The sequence below is a fragment of the Nocardia neocaledoniensis genome (genome assembly GCF_003182135.1).
Taxonomy (GTDB): Bacteria; Actinomycetota; Actinomycetes; order Mycobacteriales; family Mycobacteriaceae; genus Nocardia; species Nocardia neocaledoniensis.
Map to the genome: position 1 here is coordinate 351,262 of NZ_QGTL01000002.1, position 24,196 is coordinate 375,457.

General features: G+C 70.0%; 20 protein-coding genes. 5 read left to right on the forward strand and 15 right to left on the reverse strand.

Annotation, left to right across the window (positions count from 1 at the left end; translation table 11 throughout):
* Position 1: 1 nt before the first annotated feature.
* Positions 2-964 carry an alpha/beta hydrolase gene (locus DFR69_RS05910; RefSeq protein WP_110036415.1) on the reverse strand — a complete coding sequence of 321 codons (963 nt, stop codon included), beginning with the start codon at positions 962-964 and terminating at the stop codon, positions 2-4.
* Between the two features lie 80 nt (positions 965-1,044).
* Positions 1,045-1,974 carry a Rossmann-fold NAD(P)-binding domain-containing protein gene (locus tag DFR69_RS05915; RefSeq protein WP_110036843.1) on the reverse strand — a complete coding sequence of 310 codons (930 nt, stop codon included), beginning with the start codon at positions 1,972-1,974 and terminating at the stop codon, positions 1,045-1,047.
* Positions 1,975-2,101: 127 nt separating this feature from the next.
* Here DFR69_RS05915 and DFR69_RS05920 point away from each other — a divergent pair, with 127 nt between their 5' ends.
* On the forward strand, positions 2,102-3,049 hold the full coding sequence (locus tag DFR69_RS05920; protein WP_110036416.1) for a GlxA family transcriptional regulator: 948 nt from the start codon (positions 2,102-2,104) through the stop codon (positions 3,047-3,049).
* On the opposite strand, the gene DFR69_RS05925 is transcribed toward DFR69_RS05920, so the two are convergent.
* From DFR69_RS05925 to DFR69_RS05955, 7 genes are all read right to left on the reverse strand, one after another.
* Positions 3,033-3,632 carry a hypothetical protein gene (locus DFR69_RS05925; RefSeq protein WP_146229205.1) on the reverse strand — a complete coding sequence of 200 codons (600 nt, stop codon included), beginning with the start codon at positions 3,630-3,632 and terminating at the stop codon, positions 3,033-3,035. The genes DFR69_RS05920 and DFR69_RS05925 overlap by 17 nt on opposite strands.
* A 1,324-nt stretch (positions 3,633-4,956) precedes the next feature.
* Positions 4,957-5,634 carry a sirohydrochlorin chelatase gene (locus DFR69_RS05930; RefSeq protein ID WP_110036844.1) on the reverse strand — a complete coding sequence of 226 codons (678 nt, stop codon included), beginning with the start codon at positions 5,632-5,634 and terminating at the stop codon, positions 4,957-4,959.
* 161 nt (positions 5,635-5,795) lie between these two features.
* Positions 5,796-7,043 carry a uroporphyrinogen-III synthase gene (locus tag DFR69_RS05935; RefSeq protein WP_110036418.1) on the reverse strand — a complete coding sequence of 416 codons (1,248 nt, stop codon included), beginning with the start codon at positions 7,041-7,043 and terminating at the stop codon, positions 5,796-5,798.
* The gene (nirD, locus tag DFR69_RS05940) at positions 7,040-7,420 is read right to left on the reverse strand and encodes a nitrite reductase small subunit NirD (protein WP_110036419.1); all 381 of its coding nucleotides are present in this window, start codon (positions 7,418-7,420) and stop codon (positions 7,040-7,042) included. Before nirD ends, DFR69_RS05935 begins: the two co-directional genes overlap by 4 nt.
* A 63-nt stretch (positions 7,421-7,483) precedes the next feature.
* Entirely contained in the window at positions 7,484-10,030 is a 2,547-nt protein-coding gene (gene nirB / locus DFR69_RS05945; protein ID WP_110036420.1) for a nitrite reductase large subunit NirB, read from the reverse strand.
* A 30-nt stretch (positions 10,031-10,060) separates the two neighbouring features.
* A complete protein-coding gene (locus tag DFR69_RS05950) occupies positions 10,061-11,500 on the reverse strand; it encodes a nitrate/nitrite transporter (RefSeq protein WP_110036421.1) in 1,440 nt (479 codons plus the stop codon).
* A gap of 286 nt (positions 11,501-11,786) precedes the next feature.
* Positions 11,787-13,040 (reverse strand): MFS transporter, encoded by a 1,254-nt coding sequence (locus tag DFR69_RS05955; protein WP_244198108.1) that lies wholly within the window; start codon positions 13,038-13,040, stop codon positions 11,787-11,789.
* 65 nt (positions 13,041-13,105) lie between these two features.
* Between DFR69_RS05955 and DFR69_RS05960 the strand changes: the two genes are divergently transcribed.
* From DFR69_RS05960 to DFR69_RS05975, 4 genes are all read left to right on the forward strand, one after another.
* Positions 13,106-13,777 carry a FadR/GntR family transcriptional regulator gene (locus DFR69_RS05960; RefSeq protein ID WP_110036422.1) on the forward strand — a complete coding sequence of 224 codons (672 nt, stop codon included), beginning with the start codon at positions 13,106-13,108 and terminating at the stop codon, positions 13,775-13,777.
* 140 nt (positions 13,778-13,917) lie between these two features.
* Entirely contained in the window at positions 13,918-15,399 is a 1,482-nt protein-coding gene (locus DFR69_RS05965; protein WP_110036423.1) for an MFS transporter, read from the forward strand.
* A 160-nt stretch (positions 15,400-15,559) separates the two neighbouring features.
* Positions 15,560-16,093 (forward strand): GNAT family N-acetyltransferase, encoded by a 534-nt coding sequence (locus DFR69_RS05970; protein WP_110036424.1) that lies wholly within the window; start codon positions 15,560-15,562, stop codon positions 16,091-16,093.
* The gene (locus DFR69_RS05975; protein ID WP_110036425.1) at positions 16,090-16,947 is read left to right on the forward strand and encodes a hypothetical protein; all 858 of its coding nucleotides are present in this window, start codon (positions 16,090-16,092) and stop codon (positions 16,945-16,947) included. Before DFR69_RS05970 ends, DFR69_RS05975 begins: the two co-directional genes overlap by 4 nt.
* On the opposite strand, the gene DFR69_RS05980 is transcribed toward DFR69_RS05975, so the two are convergent.
* The 6 genes from DFR69_RS05980 to moeZ all read right to left on the reverse strand — a co-directional run bounded on the left by DFR69_RS05980 (position 16,948) and on the right by moeZ (position 24,158).
* Positions 16,948-17,916 (reverse strand): SCO2521 family protein, encoded by a 969-nt coding sequence (locus tag DFR69_RS05980; RefSeq protein WP_110036426.1) that lies wholly within the window; start codon positions 17,914-17,916, stop codon positions 16,948-16,950.
* Positions 17,917-17,956: 40 nt separating this feature from the next.
* Positions 17,957-18,961, reverse strand: coding sequence for an SCO2522 family protein (locus tag DFR69_RS05985; RefSeq protein ID WP_110036427.1), 1,005 nt, complete (start codon positions 18,959-18,961; stop codon positions 17,957-17,959).
* Between the two features lie 49 nt (positions 18,962-19,010).
* On the reverse strand, positions 19,011-19,931 hold the full coding sequence (locus tag DFR69_RS05990) for an SCO2523 family variant P-loop protein (RefSeq protein ID WP_110036428.1): 921 nt from the start codon (positions 19,929-19,931) through the stop codon (positions 19,011-19,013).
* Positions 19,932-19,935: 4 nt separating this feature from the next.
* On the reverse strand, positions 19,936-21,792 hold the full coding sequence (locus DFR69_RS05995; protein WP_261774411.1) for an SCO2524 family protein: 1,857 nt from the start codon (positions 21,790-21,792) through the stop codon (positions 19,936-19,938).
* A 171-nt stretch (positions 21,793-21,963) separates the two neighbouring features.
* Positions 21,964-22,815 carry a TIGR02569 family protein gene (locus tag DFR69_RS06000; protein WP_110036430.1) on the reverse strand — a complete coding sequence of 284 codons (852 nt, stop codon included), beginning with the start codon at positions 22,813-22,815 and terminating at the stop codon, positions 21,964-21,966.
* 113 nt (positions 22,816-22,928) lie between these two features.
* Positions 22,929-24,158 (reverse strand): adenylyltransferase/sulfurtransferase MoeZ, encoded by a 1,230-nt coding sequence (gene moeZ, locus DFR69_RS06005; protein ID WP_373867018.1) that lies wholly within the window; start codon positions 24,156-24,158, stop codon positions 22,929-22,931.
* Positions 24,159-24,196 lie beyond the last annotated feature (38 nt).

The following is a 24,196-nucleotide window of genomic DNA, read 5'->3' on the forward strand; positions in this document are numbered from 1 at the left end:
TTCACAGACCCAGCGCGGCGGCGAACATCGGCCAGGAATCGTGCACGTCGTCCTGCCAGTACGGCCAGGCGTGTGTGCCCGCGGCGCGGAAGCGCACGTCGGCGGGGATGCCGAGCTGCGAGAGCCGCGCGGCCAGCGGGCCGGTGCAGCTGCCTGCGACGGCCTCCATGGTGCCGCCGACCAGCAGCCGGTCGACGAGAACGCCGAGATTGCCCGCGATACTCGGATCGTTGAGCGCCTCGTGCTCACCCGGCAGGCCGTTGCCCGTGGACAGGTAGACGGCGGTGCCGCGCAAGCGCTCGGCGTGCACGACCGGGTCGTTGGCCGCCCACGCCGGATCGCCCGGCCAGCCCCACATATTGGTGGCGTCGGCGGCGAAGAGGGCGAGCTGGGCCCGCACCAGCGCCTGTGCCAGCGGGTTCGCGGTCTGCGTGCAGCCGCTGAACGCGCCCACCGCCCGGTACAGGCCCGGCGCGGCGATCGCGAGGTTGAGCGCCGAGGTGGCCGACATCGACAGTCCGGCAATGGCGTTGGCGCCGGTCATGCCGAAGCGGGCGTTCAGCAGCGGCGGCAGCTCGCCGGTGAGGAAGGTGGCCCACTTGTTGCGACCGAGCATCGCGTCGTCGCGCTGCCAGTCGGCGTACATGCTGGCGCGGCCGCCGATCGGGACGATCACGTTCACCGGCTTGTCGGCGAAGAATCCGGCGACGTCGGTGCGCCGCATCCACGGCCCGCCGTTCTCCCCGCCGTCGACCGCGTTCAGCAGGTACAGGGCGGGCGCGCCCGCGCCCGGATGCGACATCCACAGCGTGATCGGCCGGTTCATCGCCGCCGAATACACGACCACTTCCAGCTGGCGGCCACCGAGCGACCTGACGTCGAGAATTCCCGCCTCCGCCCTCGCGTCCGGTGCGAGGACCCCACAGCCCAGCAGCACGAGCACACAGCACAGGAGCTGACGCATCCTCTCAGCATGCCGCACCGAACCCCCGGTATCCGGCATTGACCGACACGTGTCGACGCACGGTCGGGCCGGGGGCAAACCTAGGGCATCCCCGCCCTCTCGGCCGCGGGGACGACGGCGCGCAGCACGTCGTCGATCTCGGCAGCGGTGAGGCCGAACGTGGCGCGCAGCGCGGAATCGTCGACAACGAACTCGCGATGCGACATGTGCTTCGTCTCGAACAGCTCCGCCCAGAACGGGTCGTCGGCGGCCAGCGCGGTGAGTTCCGCGTCCGACAGCACCGCCAGGTCCGGGTCGGGCGCACCGGCCAGCTCGGCCAGCCTGCGCGCGGCCGCGCGGACCGTGGTGGTGATCATCGGCGCGTGCCAGGCGCGGCCCCACGCGCGGTCGTCGCCTGCGACGGCGACCAGGGCCGCGGCGGCGTCGTCGATCGCGGTGAACGAGTGCGCGAGGTCCAGTTCCTGCGGCACCCGTGCCCGCTGTCCGGCCAGGACGGCGGGCTGGACCAGCAGCGAGAAGATCGACACCGCGCCCGCGCCGAGGAACTGCCCGGCCCGCACCTCCGTGACGCGCAGCCTGCCCGCCTCGTGCGCGGCGCGGGCCTCGGTCCACATCCTGGCCCTGACCTCGCCCTTGCTGCCGGTGGCGGCCAGCGGCGCGCTCTCGTCGACGATGCCGTCGGCCGGGCCGTAGCCGTAGAGATTGCCCATCATCACCAGGTCGGCCCCGACGGCCTCGGTGGCCGCGAGGATCGAACCGAACAGGGGCGGAACGGTTTCCGGCCAGGTGTGATACGGCGGCATGGCGAGGTTGAAGACGGTCCGCGTGCCGGCGGCCGCGGCGATCAGGGCGTCGGTGTCGAGCGCGTCGAGGGCGACCCGGCGCACCAGGGGATGCTCGGGGCCGAGGCCGCTGCGGCTGATCATCGTCACCTGGTCGCCGGACTCGGCGAGCGAGACAGCGGTGGCGGAGGCGGTGGCGCCCCGGCCGATCACGACATGCGAAGTCATGTTGATTCCCTTTCCCAGCAGCATATTTCGATGCGCTTCCCGGTCTCGCCGGGCACGGAATCCACGATGCCGGGTGGGCTGGGCCTACACTAGTGGCCAGATTGTCAGCCATCCCAAGGATCAGGCCATGAAGACCGTTGCCGTGCTCGCCGTCCCGCCGGTGAAGTCGTTCGATCTGGCGATGCCGGGCACCCTGCTGGAATCGGCGCTCGTCGACGGCGAGCCGGGGTACCGGGTGATCGTGTGCACGGCGGAACCCGGTGTGGTGCCCGCGAATTCGGGCGGCTTCGACGTGGTGATCCCGCACGGGCTCGAGACGCTCGAAACCGCCGACATCGTGATCGTGCCGAGCACCGGCAGCCGCGCCGGAGTGGGCCCGGCCGTGCTGTCCGCCCTGCGCGCGGCCGTCGACCGCGGCACGCTGGTGACCTCGATCTGCTCCGGCGCGTTCGTGCTGGCTCAGGCCGGACTCCTCGACGGCCGCACCGCGACCACGCACTGGGGGCTGGCGGACGAACTGGCCACGGCCTTTCCCGCCGTCACCGTGCGCGCCGACGCGCTGTTCATCGAGGACGGTCCGGTGACCACCTCGGCGGGCGCGGCGGCGGGAATCGACCTGTGCCTGCACCTGATTCGCGCCGACTACGGCGCTGCCGTCGCGAACGCGGCCGCGCGCGCCGCCGTGGTGACGCCGGTGCGGCCCGGCGGTCAGGCGCAGTTCGTCGACACCGCGCTCCCCGCCGACGAGGATTTGTCCCTCTCGGCGACGCGCACGTGGGCCATGCAGCGCCTCGACACTCCCCTGTCGCTGCGCGAACTCGCCGGCCACGCCAACACCAGCGTGCGCACGCTGACCCGGCGCTTCCACGAGGAAACCGGGCTCAGCCCGCAGAAGTGGCTGCTGCACCAGCGCCTGCTCCGGGCCCGTGCCCTGCTGGAATCGACCTCGCTGCCGATCGAACAGGTGGCCAGGCACAGTGGGATCGGGACGGCGGAATCGTTGCGCCAGCACATGATCCGGCACCTCGGTGTGCCGCCGAGCACCTACCGCGCGAACTTCACCACGGCCCGGTAGGCGGGTACGGCTGGTAGCCCGGCGGGACGGGCGGGGCGAAGAAGGCGGCCGAGCGCGGCTGCCACAGCAGCACCACGGCGGCCAGGCCGATGAGGAACGTGACGCCGGTGAAGATCATGGACTGCACGTCACCGCCGCCGGAACCCAGACTGTTGCCCACGAACACGCCGACCACCGCGATCAGCGAGAACAGCACGTTGATGCCGAAGAACACGGTGGAGGTGATCCTGGCCCAGTTCTTCCCGGCCCGGCACGCGAACGCCATCCACACCCACAACCCCGCCGACACCGCCGAGGTGAGCAGCCCGCCGCCGATCCCGGCGTACACGGCCACATCCAGGTCGTTGCCGCGCAGCACCCCACCAGAGGCGTCGAGCGCCTCCTCCCGGATCTGATCGATGGTCGTCAGCATGTACGCGGCACTGAGCAGTGTCACCACGGCACCGGCCAGCATTACGAAGAACGCCATCCGGACGCCCTCGGGCACCACCCGCGGTCCCTGGTCGGCGGGCACCGGCGTGTAGGCAGCCAACGGCGCGGCACCGGGATACGGCTGCCCGGGAACCTGCCCCACATAAGGCATCTGGACACCCGGCGGGTACGCACCCGGATACGGCGGTTGGCCACCGAACCCCGAATGCGGTGGCTGTCCGACCGGGTTGGGTACCACGCCCGGCGCCTCGGGAGCCGGATGAGCCGTCTGATCACCCGTCCCGGCGCCCGCCAACTGGCCACCGGTCACCGGCGACTGCCCAGGCGCGAGGTACGGCGCACCAGCCGCGCTCGGATGAGGCGGCTGGCCGCCGGGTGCAGCCGGATGAGACGACTGTCCGGGCACGGGGTAAGGCGGCGCACCGACCGCACCCGGATGCGGCGGTTGCTCACCGCCCGGCCCCGGGTACGAGGTCGCACCGGCGGCACCCGCGTTCGCCGGTGCGCCGGTCCCGTCAGAGTGCGCCGATTGGCCAGGCACGCCGGGCTGCGGCGGCTGACCAGGCAGACCAGGGGGTGGCGATTGGCTGAGCCCGCCAGGCTGCGGCGGCTGACCAGGCGCGCCCGGGTGGGGCGGTTGACCAGGAACTCCAGGGTGTGGCGGTTGGCCGGGCACACCTGCGTGCGGCGGTTGCCCAGGCACACCTGCGTGCGGCGGTTGGCCCGGCACGCCTGCGTGCGGTTGCCCGGACACGCCGGCATACGGCGGCTGGCCAGGCACGCCCGGGTAGGGCGGGTAAGGGGGCTGACCGGTGGCGTGGGGTGAGCCCGGTGGTGGCTGCGGGATGTGCCCCGGCGCGGGTGCGGGCGAAGGCACCTCGTCCGGGTAGGACGTCAGCTCATCCTGTGGTCGCGGATCATGCTCCGCGGACGATTCCGGCACAGTGTCTGCCCCCTCTAGGTGAAGTCAGACCAACTCTAGTCGGCTCCACGGCAACCGGCCTGACCAGCGGCGACCCGCCCACGCCCCCGCACGAGCGACAGTGGCGCCATCGCAGTGCCGAGACCGGCACCCCGCCAACCGCTGCGGTGTTCGCTCGGGTCACCGCGTCTGGCCTCCGACCAGCGGCGCCCACCCATCACCACGACCGCCTCGAAAGCGAGAGCATCGAAGTGGCGACACGGCACCGGCAGCCGTCGCTCGGGTCGCCTGCGTCGAAGTCGCGCTGCCGCCCCGTCGACCGCAGTGCTGATCGAGCCGGCAAATGCCCAGGTCACCGCGTCGGGCGTCAGACCAGCGGCGACCCGCCCCGGTACGACCGCCGTCCACCCGTGCAGGATCGGTAGCCACGCGGGCCGGGCGCAGGCGAGGTGTTCGGGGTATCGCCGAAGTGAGTGCGCCGAGGACCGCTGCGGTGATCGAACCGGCCGCTCGGGCCGTCGCACGCGAAGGAGATCCCGGACGACCGTGGCGCTCAGCGCACGTGGACCAGATCGCGGGCCGCGGTGCGGTAGCGATCGGCGATCAGGCGCACGACCGCGGGGTGCACGCCGATGGGCTCGGCCACGCCGTCGGCGCCCGCGTCGTGCAGGCGCTGGTGGAACAGGCCGTGGGCGAGCAGATAGGAGGCGATGAAGACACGTTCGGCACCCGAATCACGCAGGGCGGCAACGACTTCGGGGACGCGAGGGGTGCCGGTCGCCACGTAGGCGATGCGGACCGGGGCGCCGAGCTGCTCGGCCAGCATGCCCGCCGCGCGACGGACGTCCTGGCGGGCGCGGGCGTCCGAGGAACCGGCGGCCGCGAAGACCACCGCGTCACCGGGTCGCCAACCGGCGGCGCGAAGGCGCACCGCCATGATCCTGGTCAGCGCCGGATCCGGCCCCATCGCGGCGGTCACCGCCACCGACGGGTGACCGCTCTCGGCGACCTCGCGCGGCACGTCCTGATAGACGTGATAGCCCGAGGCGAGGAACGCGGGAACCACCACGGCCGGGGCGTCGAGATCGCGCAGGACCTCCGACGGCGACGGGCCGAGCACGTCCACGAACGCGGTGCGCAGCGCCGGATTGGGCGCCGCCCCAGCCGATTCCGCGCCCGTCACGGCGGCGCCGAGTTCGGCGCCCACGGCCTCGGCGAGCGCCGCGATCATCTCCACCCCTCGCGCACTGCGGGTGCCGTGCGCAACGAGTACCAAGGCCGGATCTCCGGCACGCACCACATCACCGGACGCCGCACCCGGCCGCGGCACACCACCGTGCGCCGCGCCGGTCACGGCACGCACCGAAGCCGGATCACCCGGCCGCCCCGCACTCACCAGGCCCCGATCGCGTGCGCGGGCCGCGGCGAACGCGCGGGCGTGCCGATGCCGGCGGGATGTGGCGGCCGCACCGGCGGCCGCGGCGGGATGTCGGTGTCGGAGCAGTCGGCGGCGTCGAGGGCGAGCCGGTAGCCGCGCTTGACCACGGTCTGGATCGCCTTGGGCGTGCCGAGCCCGGCCCGCAACCGGGCGATCGCGGTCTCCACCGCGTGGGTGTCGTCGCCACCGCCGGGCAGCGCCGAGAGCAGGTCCTCCCTGGAGACGACCCGGCCCGGCTGCCGCGCCAGCGAGCGCATCAACGCCATCGGGGCGGGCGCGAGCTGGCGCACCTCGCCGTCGACGACCACGCAGCCGCCCCGCACGCTGATCAGATGACCGGCCGCGTAGATCCGGCTGGCCCGGCGCGGCAGTTCCTCGGCGACGTGGCGGGCCAGGGCGCCGAGCCGCGCGCGACCCGGCATGGTGGTCGGCACGCCGAGTTCTTCGAGCGGAGCCGCGGTGATCGGGCCGACGCAGGCCGCGAGCACCCGCCCGCGCAGCGCGTGCAGCAGCGCGTCGAGCAGCCCGGTTTCCTTGGCGCGCATCAACATCGAGGCCACGGCGGGCGCGCTGGTGAAGGTGACGCAGTCCAGGCTGCCCGCCACGATCGACTCGATCATCGAGTCCATCGGACCACGATCGGTCGGCGGCTCCCACCGGTACACCGGCACCGGGACGACATCGGCGCCCGCGCAGCGCAGCACCTCGCAGAAGTCGGGGACCGGCTCCCACTCGGTGGTCGCGCCGTGCAGCTGGACCGCGATGCGCACGCCCTCCACGCCCTCGGCGAGCAGGTGGTCGAGCACCTCGGCAGAGGACTCCGACGCGGGCGACCATTCCTCGCGCAGTTCGGCGGCGCGGATGGCGCCCTTGGCCTTGGGGCCACGAGCCAGCATCCGGGTGGCGGCGAGCGTGTCACGCAGCGACTCGGCCAGCCCCCACCCTTCGGCGGCTTCCATCCACCCGCGGAACCCGATGCCGGTGGTGGCGACGGTGATCTGCGGCGGATCGGCGATCAGCTGTTCGGTGACGCGGGCCAGCTCGGTGTCGTCGGCCAGCGGGATGATCCGGATGGCGGGCGCGGACACCACGGTCGCGCCCTTCCGGTTGAGCAAGGTGCTGAATTCTTCGGCACGGCGCGCGGCGGTGACACCGATGGTGAAACCGGCCAGCGCCGGGCGGGGTTCGGTCGGCAGTGTCATGGACTCACCGGTTCGTCCGAGACCGCGACAACGCCGCCGTCGAGGCGCACGGCGTACACCGGCAGGGACTGGGTCGGGTCGTCCAGACAGCGGCCGTCGATCAACGAGAACGCCTGCTTGAGCAGCGGCGACGCGACGACGGGCACACCGCCGCGGTCACCGACGATGCCGCGCGACATCACCGCGGCCCGGCCGAACGGATCGATGTTGCCGACAGCGGCGAGGGTGCCGTCGGCGAGCAGGAACAGCGCGGCCTGCTTGCCGCCCGCGAGCAGCACGGCGACGCCGCGGCCCGGGATCAGGAAATCGAGCCGGCACGCCTGGGTCCAGGTCGTGGTGGTCTCGGTGGTGATGGTGGGTGTATCGACAACGGTCATCGGTTCCTCCTCCGAACGCCTCATCTATTGGTACAGGCGCCCTGTTTCCGCAGCGTTAAGCGCTTATTTCGCAGCCGCGGCTGTGTCCGAGCCAACACCGACCGGCATCCCGGGCAGCCCGAGCAGCACAGGCACCTTGCGCTCACCGCTGTCGTCGAACGAGATGGTCGGGTCGGCTTCCTCAGGGGCGTTGACGAAGGAGACGAACCGCGAGAGCTTGTTCTCGTCCTCGAGCACCGCGGCCCACTCGTCGCGATAGCCCTCGACGTGCTTGGCCATGGCGGCCTCCAGGTCGGCGGCGATGCCGAGGCTGTCCTCGCACACGACGGCCTTGAGGTAGTCCATGCCGCCCTCGAGCGCCTCCTGCCAGGGCGCGGTGCGCTGCAGGCGGTCGGCCGTGCGGATGTAGAACATCAGGTAGCGGTCGATGTAGCGGATCAGCGTCTCGTCGTCGAGATCGCCGGCCAGCAGCACCGCGTGCTTGGGGGTCAGGCCGCCGTTGCCGCCGACGTAGAGGTTCCAGCCGTTCTCGGTGGCGATCACGCCGACGTCCTTGCCGCGCGCCTCCGCGCACTCGCGCGCGCAGCCCGAGACGGCCAGCTTCAGCTTGTGCGGCGAGCGCAGGCCGCGGTAGCGCTTCTCCAGCAGCACGGCCATGCCGACCGAGTCCTGCTGGCCGTAGCGGCACCAGGTGGACCCGACGCAGCTCTTCACGGTGCGCAGCGATTTGCCGTAGGCGTGCCCGGACTCCATGCCCGCGTCGACCAGCCGCTTCCAGATCAGCGGCAGCTGCTCGACCGTCGCGCCGAACAGGTCGATGCGCTGACCGCCGGTGACCTTGACGTAGAGGTCGAATTCCTTGGCGACCTCGCCGATCACGATCAGCTGCTCCGCGGTGACCTCGCCGCCGGGCATCCGCGGCACCACCGAGTAGGTGCCGTTCTTCTGCATGTTGGCCAGGAAGTGGTCGTTGGTGTCCTGCAGCGCGGCCTGCTCGCCGTCGAGGATGTGCTCGCTCGAGGTGGAGGCGAGGATCGAGGCGACCGTCGGCTTGCAGATGTCGCAGCCCGAGCCGGTGCCGTACTTGGCGATCAGCTCCGAGAAGGTGCGGATGCCGGTGACGTTCACGATGTCGAACAGCTCGGCGCGCGACTGGGTGAAGTGCTCACACAGCGCCTTCGACAGCGCCACACCGCTCTGCTCGAGCAACTTCTTGATCATCGGCACGCAGCCACCACACGAGGTGCCCGCGTTGGTGCAGCTCTTCACGCCGGGGATGTCGCAGGCACCCTCGGCGATCGCGCCGCAGATCGCACCCTTGCTGACGTTGTTGCACGAGCAGATCTGGGCGTCGTCGGGCAGCGCGTCGGCGCCGAGTTCGGCGCCCGCGGGCGAGATGAGCGCGGCCGCGTCGGCGGGCAGCGGACGCCCGACCAGCGGGCGCAGCGCCGCGTACTGGCTGGCGTCACCGACCAGGATGCCGCCGAGCAGGGTCTGGGCGTCGTCGGAGACGACGAGCTTGGCGTAGGTGCCCTTGGCGGCGTCGTGCAGCACGACCGAGAGCGCGCCCTCGGTGGTGGCGTGCGCGTCACCGAAGGAGGCCACGTCCACGCCCATCAGCTTGAGCTTGGTCGACATGTCGGCGCCGGGGAACTCCCCCGCGCCGCCGAGCAGCCGATCGGCCACGATCTCCGCGGTGGTGTACCCCGGCGCGACCAGGCCGTAGCAGACACCCTCGACGGCGGCGCACTCACCGATCGCCCAGATGTGCGGGTCGGAGGTCTGCAGGCTGACATCGGTGAGGATGCCACCGCGCGGGCCGAGCTCCAGGCCCGCGGCCTTGGCGACGGCGTCGTGCGGACGGATGCCCGCGGAGAACACGACCAGCGAGGCGTGGATCTCCGACTCGTCGGACAGGTGCAGCTTCACCCCGCCCGTCTCCTCCTCGATCGACTCGATCTTGGCGGTGCCGACGCCGGTGTGCACGTTCAGGCCGATGTCGGAGACCAGCTTCTCCAGGATCGCGCCACCACCGGCATCGACCTGGGCGGGCATCAGGCGGTCGTTGTACTCGATGACGTGCGGGGTCATCCCCATCAGGCGCAGCGCGTTGGCCGCCTCCAGGCCGAGCAGACCGCCACCGATGACCACGCCGTGCGCGCCGGGTCCGGCGGCGTCGGCGGCGGCGCGGATGCCGTCGAGATCCTCGATCGTGCGGTAGACGAAGCACTCGGGCAGGTCGTGGCCGGGCACCGGCGGCACGAAGGCGTAGGAGCCGGTCGCCATCACCAGCGCGTCGTAGGCGATGACCTCACCAGTGGAGCTGGTGACGGTCTTGGCCGCGCGGTCGATGGACTCACCGCGCTGGCCCAGTCGCAGCTCGACCAGGTCGTCGCCGTCGTAGGAGTTGCCGGGCAGCGCCAGCTCGTCGGGGTTCCAGTTGCCGACGTAGTAGGACAGGCCGACCCGGTCGTAGGCGGGCAGCTTCTCCTCGGACAGGACGACGATCCGCCACTGTCCTGCCTCGTCGCGGGACCGCAGTGCCTCGACGAAACGGTGTCCGACCATGCCGTGGCCGACCACGACCACTGTCTTGCGCGTGCTGTTCATGAGGGTGACCTCCAGGGTGTGGGCCGGTTGTCAGCGAGCCGACGAAGCGGTGTGTTCGGCCTCGAGGACCAGGGACTCGGCCTCGACCACGACATCGGCGTCGGCGGACGGGCGGGGACGGCGCAGGAACACCGTCCAGGTGACCGCGGCGCACACCACGTAGAAGGCGAGGAACACCCAGAACGCGGTGGTCGCGGAGTTGGTGGAGGAGTAGGACGAGCGCAGCACCATGTTGATGCCGACACCGCCCAGCGCGCCGATCGCGCCGACGAACCCGATGAGGGCGCCCGCGGTGTTCTGTGACCAGGCGGCCCGCTCGGTCCGCGAGAGCGGCAGGCTCTTGGACTTGGCCTCGAACACCGACGGGATGATCTTGGTGACGGCGCCGTTGCCGAAACCGGAGAGCACGAACAGCGCGATGAAGCCGATGACCAGGACGGTCATCGTGGCACCGGAGGCGACGCCGCCGTTGCGGTCGGCCATCGTCGAAGCGGCGATCACGATCAGCGCGGCGGCCATCATGGCGCCGAAGGTGCCGAGCGCGACCTTGCTGCCGCCGATCCGGTCGGCCATCTTGCCGCCGTAGGGGCGCGACAGCGATCCGAGCAGCGGACCGATGAAGGCGATCGACGCGGCGTGCACGGCGGCCTGGGCAGCAGTGTCGCCACCGGCCTTGAAGCTGATCTGCAGGATCTGGCCGAAGGCGAAGCTGTAACCGATGAACGACCCGAAGGTGCCGATGTAGAGGAAGGCGATCGCCCACGACTGCGGCACCCGCAGCGCCTTGCCCATGTAGGACAGGTCCGCCTTCTGATTGGTCAGGTTGTCCATGAAGAGGGCGGCGCCGACCGCGGTCAGGCCGACGAACACCAGGTAGATCGCGCAGATGACCGAGGCGTACTCACCACCGAGGGTGACCAGCACCAGCAGCCCGAGCAGCTGGATCACCGGGACGCCGATGTTGCCGCCGCCGGCGTTCATGCCCAGCGCCCAGCCCTTGAGCCGCTGCGGGTAGAACGCGTTGATGTTGGTCATCGAGGAGGCGAAGTTGCCGCCACCGAAGCCCGCGAACGCCGCCACGATCAGGAAGGTCGTGTACGAGGTGCCGGGCTGGTTCACGAAATACAGCGTCAGCAGCAGCGGGACCAGCAGCATCAACGCGCTGAAGATCGTCCAGTTGCGGCCGCCGAAACGGGCCGTCGCCACCGTGTAGGGGATCCGCAGGAATGCGCCGACCAGGGTCGGCATGGCGACCAGGAAGAACTTCCCGGCCGCGTCGATGCCGTACTTGTCGGTGGGCATGAACAGCACCATCACCGACCAGATCGACCACACCGAGAACCCGATGTGTTCGGCGATCACCGACCAGATCAGGTTGCGCTTGGCGATGTCCTTGCCGCCGGCCTCCCAGGCCGCGACATCTTCGGCATCCCAGTCCGCGATGTCGTGGTTACGCTGCAGCGTCCTCAAGTTGGGCCTCCCAAAAGTGCGATGGCCCAACGGTAGGAAATGGGTATTGCCGGAATGCTGCGGGAAATGTCGCCTGAATCAACGGTTTCTCACGATTCCCGATTTACGGGGGTGAGATCGAGGCGTTTGTTTCCGCCGTGTGACACGCCGATTTCCGCCGGTAAGGAAGCGGCGAGAATTCGGGGTATGCGCCGGTGAGGGTGTGAGCTACGCCGCTTTCCGCGACTCTAGACCAGAGTCGCGGAAAGCGCACTTCGGGAAATGGCCGACGGTGAGGAGTTCGCCGTCACCAGGTCTCTTCGAGCATGCGCGGCTTGCACGCCTGCCAGGCCCCGGCCAGCAGGATGGCGAGGGCCACCATGAGCAGACCGAACGGGGCCAGCCACCCACCGGTCCAGGTGTGCAGCATGCCGAACAGCAGCGGGCCGACGCAGGCGACCGCGTATCCGACGCCCTGGGTGAACCCGGACAGCGCCGCCGAGCCCTGCGGGGTGCGGGTGCGCAGGTTGATCAGGGTGAGCGCCATGGGGAAGGTGCTCGGGCCGAGGCCGAGCAGCACCACCCACAGCACCGGCGCGCCCATGGGCGCGATCAGCAGGCCGGCGAAGGCGATGACGAACAGCGCGACGCAGCCGACGACCACCGGGAACGGGTTGCGCATCCGCGAGACCACCGTCGGCGCGGCGAGCGCGGGAATCAGACCCATCAGTGCGAACAGCCCGACCATGCTGCCGCCGAAGCCCGCGCTCGCGCCCGCGTCGGACAGGATCTTGGGCAGCCAGGCGAACATGGCGTAGGTGGTCAGCGACGTCATGCCGAACATCGCGGCCATGCCCCAGGCCACCGGCGAGCGCCAGGCCTTCCCCGCGGCGGGCGCGGGTTCGGCGGGCAGCGCGGTGACGTCGACCAGGTCGCGCCCCTTGCGGTCGCGCAGCACGAACAACCACGGCACCGCGGCGGCGAAGCCGACCAGCGCCCACACGCCCATCGAGATCCGCCAGCCGTGGTCCTCGGCGAGCGGCACCGCGACGAAGGCGGGCACAACGGTGCTCAGCTGCACCATCACGATGTAGAGGGAGCTGATCGCGGCCAGCTGGTCGGCGAAATACCGCTTCACCAGCGGCGGGATCACCACGTTGCCGATGCCCATACCGAGCAGGACCACGCCGGAGAAGGCCAGCAGTTCGCCGGTGCTGTGCGCGAACACCCTGGTCAGCGAGCCGACACCGGCGAGCAACATGGCGACCAGGACCGTCCGCTCCAGCCCGTACCGGCGCACCAGCACCGGTGTGACCAGTCCGGCGACGGCGAACATGGCGGTCGGCAGCATGCCGAAGACGCCGACGATCGCCGTCCCGAACCCGACGTCGGCGCCGATCTCCTCCGCCAGCGGGCTGAACGCGGTGACCGCGGCCCGCAGGGTGAGCGCCGACATGACGATGGCCGCCAGCACGAGCAGGCGGCCTTCGAGGAGTGCGCGGGCACGGTTGCGGGTGCCGGAATCGGGCAGGGTTCGGGAATCGGGGAGGGTCGCGGTCACCGGTAAATCATAGGATGACCCGATGATCGGGGCAATGGATTGTGAGCAGCGGTACCCTTGCTGTCGTGCAACCCGTCCGGCGAACCAGCCTCATCGCCCAGGTCACCGAGCAGCTTCGGGCCGAAATCCGTTCCGGCCGTTGGCCAGTGGGCCAACGGATCCCCACCGAACCGGAACTCACCGAGCTCACCGGGACCGGGCGCAACACCGTCCGCGAGGGCGTGCAAGCCCTCGTCCACGCAGGCATGCTCGAGCGCCGTCAGGGCTCGGGCACCTATGTGATCGCCACCTCGGAGGTCGGCGGCACCCTGGCCAAGTACTTCGCCGACGCCGAGGAGCGCGACATCCTCGAGCTCCGGCAGGCCCTCGACACCACCGCGGCGGGCCTGGCCGCCCGTCGTCGTGACGACACCGACATCGCCAACCTGCGCCGCCTGCTGGCCGAACGCAGCAACCGCACCTGGAACGAGCCGGACCCGGTGGCCATCGCCGCCGACGTGGAACTGCACCGCGCGATCGTCGTCGCCAGCCACAACGCGGTATACCTGGAGTTCTACGATTCGCTGCTGCCGATCATCGAGCAGGTGATCCACGCGCGGACCTCCCGCTCCGACGACGCCTACGACACCGAGCACGCCGAACTGGTGCAGGCCGTCATCGACGGCGACGCCGACAAGGCGATGCAGGCCACCCGCTGCTTCCTGGCCACCCTCATCGGCCAGTACCCCGATCGCTGATGTAACCGGACGGTCACCAGCCGCCGCTTTCCCCGGTGAGCCCGAGTTGGCTGGATCGTCACCTGAGGCCACGGCTACGCAACAACCGCTTCCTACCGTTGACTCGACCCCGCGTTACGCGCTCGATCGAGAGGAAGCCGATGACCGCGATTGCCGCCACCGGCCAGGAGACGGACAACCCGTCCTTCGCATATGAGAAGAAGGGTCGCTGGCTGACCCACTGGGAACCCGACAACCTGAAATTCTGGGAATCCGGCGGTAAGCAGACCGCCCGCAAGAATCTGATCTTCTCCGTCTTCGCCGAGAATCTCGGCTTCAGCGTCTGGGTCATCTGGGGCACGGTCGTCACCAGCATGGGTGCCGCCGGCTTCGGATTCCTCGAGGGCCTCGGCAAGGGCAACCCGGTCGCGGTGAGCAACGCGCTGCTGCTGACCTCGACGCCGACGCTGGTCGGCGCGGCCCTGCGCATCCCCTACACCTTCGCGATCCCCCGCTTCGGCGGGCGGGCGTTCACCGCCTTCAGCGCGGCCATGCTGCTCATCCCGACGCTGGGCCTGGCCTACTTCGTCAACCAGCCCGGCACCCCGATGTGGGTGTTCCTGGTGCTCGCCGCGCTCGCCGGTTTCGGCGGCGGCAACTTCTCCTCCTCGATGGCCAACATCTCGTTCTTCTTCCCCGAGGGCAAGAAGGGCGCCGCGCTCGGCATCAACGCCGCCGGTGGCAATCTCGGCGTCGCGCAGACCCAGCTGGTCCTGCCGCTGCTGATCACCTTCGGCACGCACCTGACGGCCAAGGACGCGGCAGGCTACCGGTTCGGCATCACTCTCGCTGTGCTGGTGTGGATTCCGTTCATCCTGGTCGCCACGTTCGGCGCGCTGCGCTACATGGACTCGATCACCAACGCCAAGTCCGACGGCAAGTCCTACCGGCTGGCGCTGACCAATCCGCACACCTGGATCATGTCGTTCCTCTACATCGGCACCTTCGGCTCGTTCATCGGCTTCTCCTTCGCCTTCCCCACCCTGATCAAGGCGAACTTCCCCGACCTGGCCAAGATCGGCTGGATCACCACGCTGGGCAACCTGGCCTTCCTCGGCGCACTGGTCGGCTCGTTCAGCCGTCCGTTCGGCGGCTGGGTCTCGGACAAGATCGGTGGCGCCAAGATCACCGTGTTCGTGTTCTCCGGCATGGCCGTCGCGGTCGCGCTGATCATGGTGGCGCTGGACCTGAAGAGCTTCCCGCTCTACCTGGCCGCGTTCCTGCTGCTGTTCGTGCTCACCGGCATCGGCAACGGCTCGACCTACCGGATGATCCCGTCCATCTTCAGCGCCACCGCCAAGAAGCACGCCTCCGAACACGGCCTCGACCTCACCGAGGCCAACGCCTCGGCCCGCCGCCAGGCCGGCGCCGCGATCGGCGTCATCGGCGCGATCGGCGCCTCCGGCGGCTACCTGCTGCAGCAGGCACTTCGCCTGTCCAACATCAACTTCGGCACCATGGCTCCCGCCTTCTGGGCCTACGCCGGCGCCTTCCTGGTGATGGCCGCTGTCACCTGGTGGTACTACCTGCGCAGCTCCTTCGCCATCGAGAAGGTCCCCTCCCTGGCCTACGCCAACGTCTGACCCCCAGCTCTCCGACCACGAAGGCCGCGCCCGGGTTCCCCTCCCCGGACGCGGCCTTCGGCTGTGTGCCAACACATTTCGGCCATCGTGGTGGCCGCGACCGGTGCCGCGCTTTACTCTGGAAAGCGGACTTGCACCGGGGCGGCAGAGGTGAGCGGTATTGAACATCTCGAAGGAGCAGGCGGAGCTACGATTCCGGTCCGCCACCATCGATGATCTGGCCGCGATCGCCGAGCTCGAATCGAAAGAATTCACGCCGCTGGCCTACCCCTATTTCGCACTACGGCAACTGTTCGATATTCACGGATCACAATGGGTGGTCGCCGATCTGGACGGCGCGATCTGCGGGTACGCACTCGTCGCGGTCGGCAGGCGCAGCGCGTGGCTGATCGGGCTTGCCGTGTCGACACACTTTCAGGGTCAGGGGCTCGGCCGTTCACTCCTGGACCGCGCGCTCGCACGCTGCCGGTCCTCGCAGGTCGAGGCCATCTTCATCACCGTGCGGCCGTCGAACGTGCCCGCGGCCAATCTCTACAAAGACTCCGGCTTCACCTGGCTCGACCACGAGGAACAGTATTTCGGCGCGGGTGAGCCACGAGACCTGCTGGTGCACCGCATATCTCCCGAGTGGTCCGCCGCCGACCCGGCCGATCGGCGCTGGCGCAAAGATCGCGGACCGGTCGACGACGGATGAGCGAGTACGCCGAACACGACCGGCTCGGCGACTTCGTCGCCTCCAAGACCACGCTCATCCGCAGGCACGCCGGGGCTTTCGCCGAGGTGATCGCCGATTTCCAGCGCGCGCCCGGCGCCGCCACCGAATACACGCTGCTCGACGAGCTCAACCACCGCGTGGAACAGTTCCTCGCCGACTATGTCCCGCCGTCCTCGCGCCGAGTCGGCGACAGCCTCGTCTTCGCCCACCTCTACCGCGACGCCGACCCCGACGTGCTGGACAACGCGGGCCGCGAGCTGGCCTGCGAGACCGTGCTCACCGCGCTGTTCGCCGCCGAGGTCGAATTCCGCGGTCCGCTGCGTCTGAGCCGCACCCAGTCCACCCTGCTCGCCGAGGTGTACGAGGAACTCGGCGAACAGCTTTCGGCACACCGGCTCCCCGCACACGCCGCCCTGGCCTACCGGCAGGCCTACCGCCTGCACACCAGCACCGAGAACCCGCGCGGTCAGGACCGGTGCGGGCTGAACATGGCGCGGGCCAAGACCAGGGCGCGCAGTCCGCGCTGGCGGCGGCTGCCCGGCACCGTCTCGGATCTGTTGTGCGGCTACGGGTATCGGCCGTTCCTGCTGCTGGCGTGGATCGCGCTCGAGATCGCGGTCTTCGTCGCGGTCTTCTACCTGTCCAGCACCGGGATCGGGTTCGCCACGGCCACCAGGGTGGGGCTGCTCAACTTCCTGAATCCGGTGGGTACCGACGACCTGCCCACGCTGAGCTCGTTCGCGCAGGCGACGCTGATCGTCGAGTCCTACGCGGGCATCGTCTCGACCTCGGTGTTCTTCGCTCTGCTCGTGCGTCAGCTGTTCCGGCTCTGATCACCACCGGCTCTGGCTGCGGGTCAGCGCGCCGAGCGTGGCCACCGCCACCCGGTCGCGCAGCTGCCCGATCCGCGAGTTCCACTGCACGGTGAAGCCCGGATTGCTCTCCAGACCGGTCCACAGACCGCGCAGCGGCGGCGGGGTGAACGCGCCCGGCAGCCACAGGTGGACCAGGTGTTCCAGCAGCGGGGTGAGCACCTGGGCGGGTGAACTGCGCGACAGCTCGGCCATCTCGGCCTCGTCGATCACTTCGGTGAGCACGGTGAGCAGCCAGTCGTGCATGGCCAGGTCTTCGCAGAAGCGTTGCACCGCGGGCAGTTCCGCGTCGTCGCCGACGACGACCGAGGCGAGCCTGGTCTCGTCGTCGACGAGCACGAACGACATGCTCGGCGCCGCGCCGCGCTCCACCCTGGCCGCCCAGCGCAGCCGGGACGCGCCGGTCTGGATGGGCGGCTTCTGATTCAGCATCGGATCGGTGCGCACCCGCATGTGCAGGCGGGCCGCGATCGCGCCGGGATCCAGCGTCGCCACGGTGGGATCGCCGGGGCCGAGGAAACCGTCGACGAGCTGGGCGCCGATGTCGGCGGGAATCCGGGTGAGGATCTCGACGAGACCGATCCGGCTCAGATAGTGGCCCCAGCCGCGCCGGTGCGTGCCCTCGGCCGCGGTGACGGTGGCCATGGCCGAGCTCTGCAGAATCCGGCCGCCGAGCACGACCGCGTGCGCCGCGACGGTGCCGACCCCGCGGACCCGGCCACGCGACGGGGTGGCGAGCCGGCAGTCGACTCCCTCGGCGATGACCGGGGACTGCGCCCAGCTCACCGGCCGCTCGCGCGATTGCACGCGGCGGCCGCGAACCAGGGTCAGCAATTCCGCCGCCGACCCGCGGCTCAGGGCCGCCGACTCCGGGAGCAGGCCGGTGCGCACTTCACCCAGAAGTGCCAGCGGACCACCGCTGAGTTGCATTGCTGCAGCGTAACCGGTCGCCCGGGCCACGGCACGGCGATCACACCGTGCTGAGGAAGAAATGCGAGAGGCGGTCGGTGACGTCGTCGGTCATCGTGACGCCCTGCTCGTTCGCGCGCCGGGCGATGAGCGCGACGACGGCGGGATCGGGCTGCACATGATCGAGTATCATGCGCACCGCGTGTTCGATGCCCACGTACCGCTGCGGCAGCAGCGACAGCGAACGGAACGCCGCGAACGGCGCGGCCCGTTCCTGGAGCCGGATCACGCTCGGGAAGTCCTCCCAGCGTGCGGGCCAGTCGTGCTCGGGCTCCCAGTATTCGGCGTCGACGACGGCCCTGCCCTCGTAGCGCAGCATGCCCAGCCGCAGCAGCTGCCACACCGAGGCCAGGAACGGGCACGACCAGAGCACGTCCTGCCCGGCGCCGCGGTCGCGCCACATCTCGACGTCGAGGAAGATCGAGTGATTGCGCGCCGCGAACTCCACCGGCGGCCGGTAGTTGACCTCCATGGCCTGGCCCGGCTCGTGGTCGCTGGAACGCTCACCGTTGCACAGCCACCCGGATTCCGCGGTGGGCGGCCGCCGCCCGGTACTGCCCGGCGCGGGTTCGGCGACGATCGAGTCGGCGACCATCTGCGCCAGCGGAATCCGCGGTTCGTCGTGCTGACGGCGCAGATACCGGCTGCACCCGGCCTCGCTGGCCAGGTAGTCGATCCGCACACCGCATTCGCGGGCGATGCGCAGCAGCTTGGGCACGATCTGCCTGGGGTCGGCGTCGGTCTGGAAGTAGTCGTCGAGCAGGAAACAGGTACTCACCCGCACGCGCGACGGGCCGCCCGCAACCTCGGCGAACTCCCGCCTGGCGATGTCGGTGAACGCCTCGAGCAGCGGGGCGACCTTGCTGAACTGGGCGGCGATGGCCGCTTCGCCGTTGAGCAGATCGGACATGTAGAAGTGCCCGACCTCGATCGACAGATGCGCGAGCGGAACGTCCTCCACCCGCACGGACGCCGTCGACTCGGCGTAGACAGCGCCACCAACCACCGCAACCCCTTGCCTACCCGACCGGACAGAACCGGAGCGGATTCTAACGCTAGACGCGCACCCAGGTCGCGCGATCCCAGAGCCGCCGCGCGAGTTCCTCGAACGCCTCCACCGTCGCGCGATTGGCGATGCCCGCGTTGACATCCGCGTCGAGCACGATCTGCTCGCGCCACTGCAGGACCGGTTCCACCGGGGTCTCCCCCAGCAGCGCACCGGCGCCGAGGCGGTACTCGGCCGCGAGGGAACGCAGCGCGTCGTTCTGCTTGAGCAGCCACGCGGCCTGCGGGCCGCCGCTGGCCGCGTGCTCGTCGGTGACGCGCGGAACGGCGGTGCGCACGAAGCGGATCCGGGCCAGCAGGTCGTCGGGGGCGTAGCCGAGTTCCACCCCCGTCTTCAACAGGCCCTTGGGCCCGTGGACCAGGCCCTGCGCGGCCATCAGGTGCTGGCGGGTCCAGCGGTGGTAGACCAGCCAGCACACCTCCTTGTCCGGCATGTCCTGCGGCCGCGTCGCTTCCAGCGCGATCTGCATGGCCACCGACCGGCCCGCGCTCAGGTCGACGATCACCACCTTGTAGGTGCTGTCGAGGTCGAGCAGCAGTTCGCGGCAGCGCCGCACCACGTGCTGGTCGTTGGCCGACATGGCCTCGCCGCCGCCCTCGTCGCCGGGCAGCAGGACCAGCTTGCCGCCGCGAGAACGCTGACTGCGCAGGGCATCCCGATTGGTGTTGGCCCGCACGTCGATGCGCTGGGGCAGGGTGTTGTGGCCGCGCAGATACGAGTGCAGGCCGCTGCCCGGCTGGGTGCCGCGTTCGACGGCGCTGAGCTCGAACAGCGCGCCCGCGGTGGGCGACCCGAAGTCGAAGTCGAGATAGGCCGTGCTGATGCCGCGCAGCCCGAGCCGGTAGGCCAGATTGCAGCTGGTCACCGACCGTCCGGTGCCGCCCTTGTCCGAGGTGGCGAAAACGATCATCGGGTCAGGTGCTCCTCATCGCGTCGAGACGAGCGTAGGCGAGCCGGTCGAGTTCGATCAGAGCCGCCGAGGCGAGCGTGAACGCCGTTCCCGGTTGCAGATTCACCACGTCTCTGGCCCTGGCCAGCTGCTGCTCGACGCCGTCGAGCGCGGTGCGATTGGCCGAGGTGTCCTCGACGCTGACATTGAGCATCTCCTGGTTGAGCAGGTGCTCGGCCTCGTTGAGCAGTTCGACGGCGCGCACGACCATGGCGGGTGAGCGCAGCGGCGGCTCGCGGTAGGTGCGGTCGGCGGTGACCAGGCATTCGATGACGCGCTCGGTCATGTACCACGAGGGGCGGGTCTGGCCGGGCGCGGCCGCGGTGCCGAAGACGGCGCCGGGGTCGTCCCACAGGCCCGCGGCATCGCCCTCGGAGATCATGCGCAGGTCGAGATGGTCCATCACCTTCTTGGCCAGTTCCATCAGCCGGTCGCGCGCGGTGATGTTGCCGGACAGGCGCGCCGCCTGCAGACTGCGCTTGAGCAGCACCGGCGCGAAGTCCGAGGCGATCCACTCCAGCCGGGGGCCGCCGCCTTCGACGAGTTCGCTGCCGCGCAGCGTCATCCGGACGCCGGGGTGATGCAGCGCCACCGACGGGTCGTCCTGGGTGGTCCGCCGGATGATGCGGCCCCGCCGGGCGAGCTCGTCGAAGATGCCGATCGCGCGGGTCAGGTCGTCGTCGGAGGCCGTGCGGGCGACCAGTTCCTGGATCAGGACCGCGGACACGATCAGCGAGAAGTAGTCCGATTCCTCGCCGTCGGAGGTCCGCCACGGGATGTCCTCGAGCGGCCAGGTGCCGCTGCCGAACCGGGCGACGGTGGCCCAGTAGCGCTGGGTGATGTCCCAGCGGATGCGCAGCGCCTCGGCCAGGCGGTACTGGGTGTCGTCGAGCAGGTCGAGCTCCCTGGTGCGCTGGGAGAGCACGTCGTTGATGCCGTCCAGGGCGGTGATGGTGAAGTAGAGGTAGGGGCGGGGATCGGCGTAGCCGATGCTGGAACCGATTTCGTCGGGGACGAAGTCGACCGGGTCGGCGCCCTGCACCACGCCCCAGCTCCACCCGCACTCGAAGAGCAGATCCTCGTCGTCGAGTTCGGATTCCGGCGCCCTGCCCAACGTGACGTCGTTGCGCAGGCGGGCGCGCACGCGGTCGAGGCTGCGGGCCACCGCGTCGACGACCGCCTTCTCCGACTGTCCCGACTGGTTGAGCATCCCGAGCATCACCTTGCCCGCGGGCGAGCGCGGCGAGGCCGTGTTGACCACGAAACTGCGCACCAGGCCCGTCATCGCGGCGGTCAGGCGGGTGCTCAGGCCTGCGCTGAGCTCGGTGATCCGCGCGCTGATGTCCTTGCGGCGTTCGGTGCGCGCCCACCGGTCGAACACGCGCGCGAAGCCCAGCGCCGCGATGCACAGCGTCACCGACATGGAGTAGCCGTCCACCACTTCGAGGGTGTGCTGGGCCTGGGTGGGTTCGCCGTCACCGGGCGCGCGCAGGTAACTGCCCGCGTCGAAGCGGGGCAAGCCGTCGGGATCGGTGTTGCGGGCGAGGTATTCCTCGACGAGGCCGAGCACGGTGATGCCGATCCTGGCCTGGCCGCCGAAGGCCTCCAGGACGAACTTCACGTCGTCGGACATGGCCTCGGGCCGGTCCAGCGCGAAGCTCTCGATCTCGGTCGCCGGATAGAGCAGGCACAGCAGCTGCTCGGAATCGCTGATGGAATTCGCGGCGAGCACGCCGTCCCAGTGCCATTTCTCGTCCCGGTAGCAGGCCGAGAGCATGGCGCTCCAAATATCCAGAATCTGTTGTCTGGGCTGGATTCTCACCCGCAGCAATCCTCACCGCTCGTGACGGGCCGCGGTGGGTCCCCCGGTCCGGCGCAGGACACATGGCGGCGATGCTCGATGAAGATAGCACGCGCTACGCCAGGAAACGTTGGGTCTCAATGGATTTGAAACCACATCCGACCCATCGGTCACGATCGGCGCAATCCGCCCTTACAGTGCCAAACGGACCATGTCGGCGGTGCGGGCCAGGCCGGGAAAGGCTTCGGGGGTGGAGCGGGGGTGCAGGGCGTGGACGGCCAGACGGAAGATCAAGGCGCGCAACAGCATCTGCGGCCATTCGGGCAGGGTCGACCAGCGGTCGAGGAGTCCGTCGTCGCCGCCGCCCCAGGCCAGGGCGTCCACGACGACCACGCCGGCCGCCCAGGCCGCGGGCCGCCAGTAAGGGGTGATGTCGGTGAGGCCGGGGGTGTGCGCGCCCGCGAACAGGACCGTCCCGAACAGGTCGCCGTGCACCAGTTGGTCGGGACTGCGCACCGGCTTGCGCAGGGTGGCCAACTGGCCGATCAGTTCCAGGCTGCGCTGACCGTCGGGGGTCGGGGCGATGGGCACGCCGCCCGCGCGCAGGCTGCGCAGCGGCACCGACTCCCAGGCGGCACGGTCGGCGGCGACGAACACGTCGACGTCGACCCACGGCGCGACCGGCGGCTGCACCAGGAACCGCGGCCGCTCCAATTGCGCTGTGGCCTTGTGTAATCGCAGCGAGACCGACACCACCTCGTCGTGCCGGGGCTCCGGGGCGCCATCGATGTAGGTGTCGGCCCGCCAGCCGGAGACCACGTACCTGCCGTCGGTGGCGCGCACCGGCCGGGCCAACCGCACACCGTCGACCACCAGCGTCTCACGCACCTTCGCCGACCAGGCGGCCCGCGCGTGATCGGCGACCGGGCTCAGCACCACCTCGCCCAGCCGCCAGCCGCCGTCCCAATCGCCCAGGGACACCGGTGTCACTTCGCGAAGCCCGAACGTGGCTCGCACATGTTCCGGAGGTTCGACTGAGGTCACGGCCGTACCGTAACCCCGGTGTCGCCGCCGAAGCCCGAAGGCACGCTGGCACACCGGCACATTGCGACCTCGCCGCAATCTTCGGCGAGGTCGGCAACGGCGCAGCTACTCGATCAGTACACCGGCAGCGACGGATCCACCTGCTTGGCCCAGGCGACGACGCCGCCCTGCAGGTGCGTGGCATCGGCGAAACCGGCCCGCTTGAGCGCGGCCAGCGCCTCGGCCGAACGGATACCGGTCTTGCAGTGCAACACGATCGGCTTGTTCTGCGGCAGCTCGGCCAGCGCCTCGCCGGACAGGATGCGGTCCTTGGGGATCAGCGTCGCGCCTTCGATGTGCACGATGTCCCACTCGACCGGTTCGCGGACGTCGATCAGTTCGATCTTGTCGGCGTCGAGCAGATGCTTCAGCTCGGCGGCGGTGATCGTCGACCCGGCCGCGGCGGCCATGCCCTCCTCGGAGACCACACCGCAGAACGCCTCGTAGTCGATCAGTTCGGTGATCGGCTGACGTTCCGGATCGCGGCGCAGCTTGATGGTGCGGTAGTTCATGTCCAGTGCGTCGTAGACCATCAGGCGGCCCAGCAGCGTCTCGCCGATGCCGGTGATGAGCTTGATCGCCTCGGTCACCATCACCGAACCGATCGACGCGCACAGCACGCCCAGCACGCCGCCCTCGGCGCAGGACGGGACCATGCCCGGCGGCGGGGCCTCCGGGTACAGGTCGCGGTAGTTGATGCCGCGGCCGTCGGGGGCGTCCTCCCAGAACACCGACACCTGACCCTCGAAGCGGTAGATCGAGCCCCACACGTAGGGCTTGCCCGCGAGGACGGCGGCGTCGTTGACCAGGTAGCGGGTGGCGAAGTTGTCGGTGCCGTCGACGATCAGGTCGTACTCACGGAACAACTCGACCGCGTTGTCGGGCTCGAGGCGGATCTTGTGCAGCCGCACGTCGATGCCGGAGTTGATCTCCAGGATGGAATCGCGGGCGCTGTCGGCCTTGGACCGGCCGATGTCGGATTCGCCGTGGATGACCTGGCGCTGCAGGTTCGACATGTCGACCTCGTCGAACTCGACGATGCCGAGCGTGCCGACCCCGGCCGCGGCCAGGTAGAGCAGCGCGGGCGAGCCGAGGCCGCCGGCGCCGATCACGAGCACCTTGGCGTTCTTCAACCGCTTCTGACCGTCGACGCCCAGATCGGGAATGATCAGGTGCCTGCTGTAGCGAGCGACCTCGTCCTTGGTCAGTTCCGCGGCCGGCTCCACGAGCGGCGGCAGAGACCCGTTGAATGACACGTCAGAGCTCCTGTGTTTATCGGCGGCGTTCCCTGGTACATGCAACATGCCGGGCCGCGGGGTTCTTCCCGTCCATGGTCGCGCAT

Excerpts from the sequence above, each read along its gene's own strand:
- DFR69_RS05990 (WP_110036428.1), bottom strand. The coding sequence starts at position 19,931 with ATGATCGTTTTCGCCACCTCGGACAAGGGCGGCACCGGACGGTCGGTG.
- DFR69_RS05915 (WP_110036843.1), bottom strand. The coding sequence starts at position 1,974 with ATGACTTCGCATGTCGTGATCGGCCGGGGCGCCACCGCCTCCGCCACC.
- DFR69_RS05930 (WP_110036844.1), bottom strand. The coding sequence starts at position 5,634 with ATGATCGCGGCGCTCGCCGAGGCCGTGGGCGCCGAACTCGGCGCCGCC.
- DFR69_RS05910 (WP_110036415.1), bottom strand. The coding sequence starts at position 964 with ATGCGTCAGCTCCTGTGCTGTGTGCTCGTGCTGCTGGGCTGTGGGGTC.
- DFR69_RS05920 (WP_110036416.1), top strand. The coding sequence starts at position 2,102 with ATGAAGACCGTTGCCGTGCTCGCCGTCCCGCCGGTGAAGTCGTTCGAT.
- DFR69_RS05925 (WP_146229205.1), bottom strand. The coding sequence starts at position 3,632 with ATGCCTTATGTGGGGCAGGTTCCCGGGCAGCCGTATCCCGGTGCCGCG.
- nirD (WP_110036419.1), bottom strand. The coding sequence starts at position 7,420 with ATGACCGTTGTCGATACACCCACCATCACCACCGAGACCACCACGACC.
- moeZ (WP_373867018.1), bottom strand. The coding sequence starts at position 24,158 with ATGTTGCATGTACCAGGGAACGCCGCCGATAAACACAGGAGCTCTGAC.
- DFR69_RS05935 (WP_110036418.1), bottom strand. The coding sequence starts at position 7,043 with ATGACACTGCCGACCGAACCCCGCCCGGCGCTGGCCGGTTTCACCATC.
- DFR69_RS05965 (WP_110036423.1), top strand. The coding sequence starts at position 13,918 with ATGACCGCGATTGCCGCCACCGGCCAGGAGACGGACAACCCGTCCTTC.
- DFR69_RS05980 (WP_110036426.1), bottom strand. The coding sequence starts at position 17,916 with ATGCAACTCAGCGGTGGTCCGCTGGCACTTCTGGGTGAAGTGCGCACC.
- DFR69_RS05975 (WP_110036425.1), top strand. The coding sequence starts at position 16,090 with ATGAGCGAGTACGCCGAACACGACCGGCTCGGCGACTTCGTCGCCTCC.
- nirB (WP_110036420.1), bottom strand. The coding sequence starts at position 10,030 with ATGAACAGCACGCGCAAGACAGTGGTCGTGGTCGGCCACGGCATGGTC.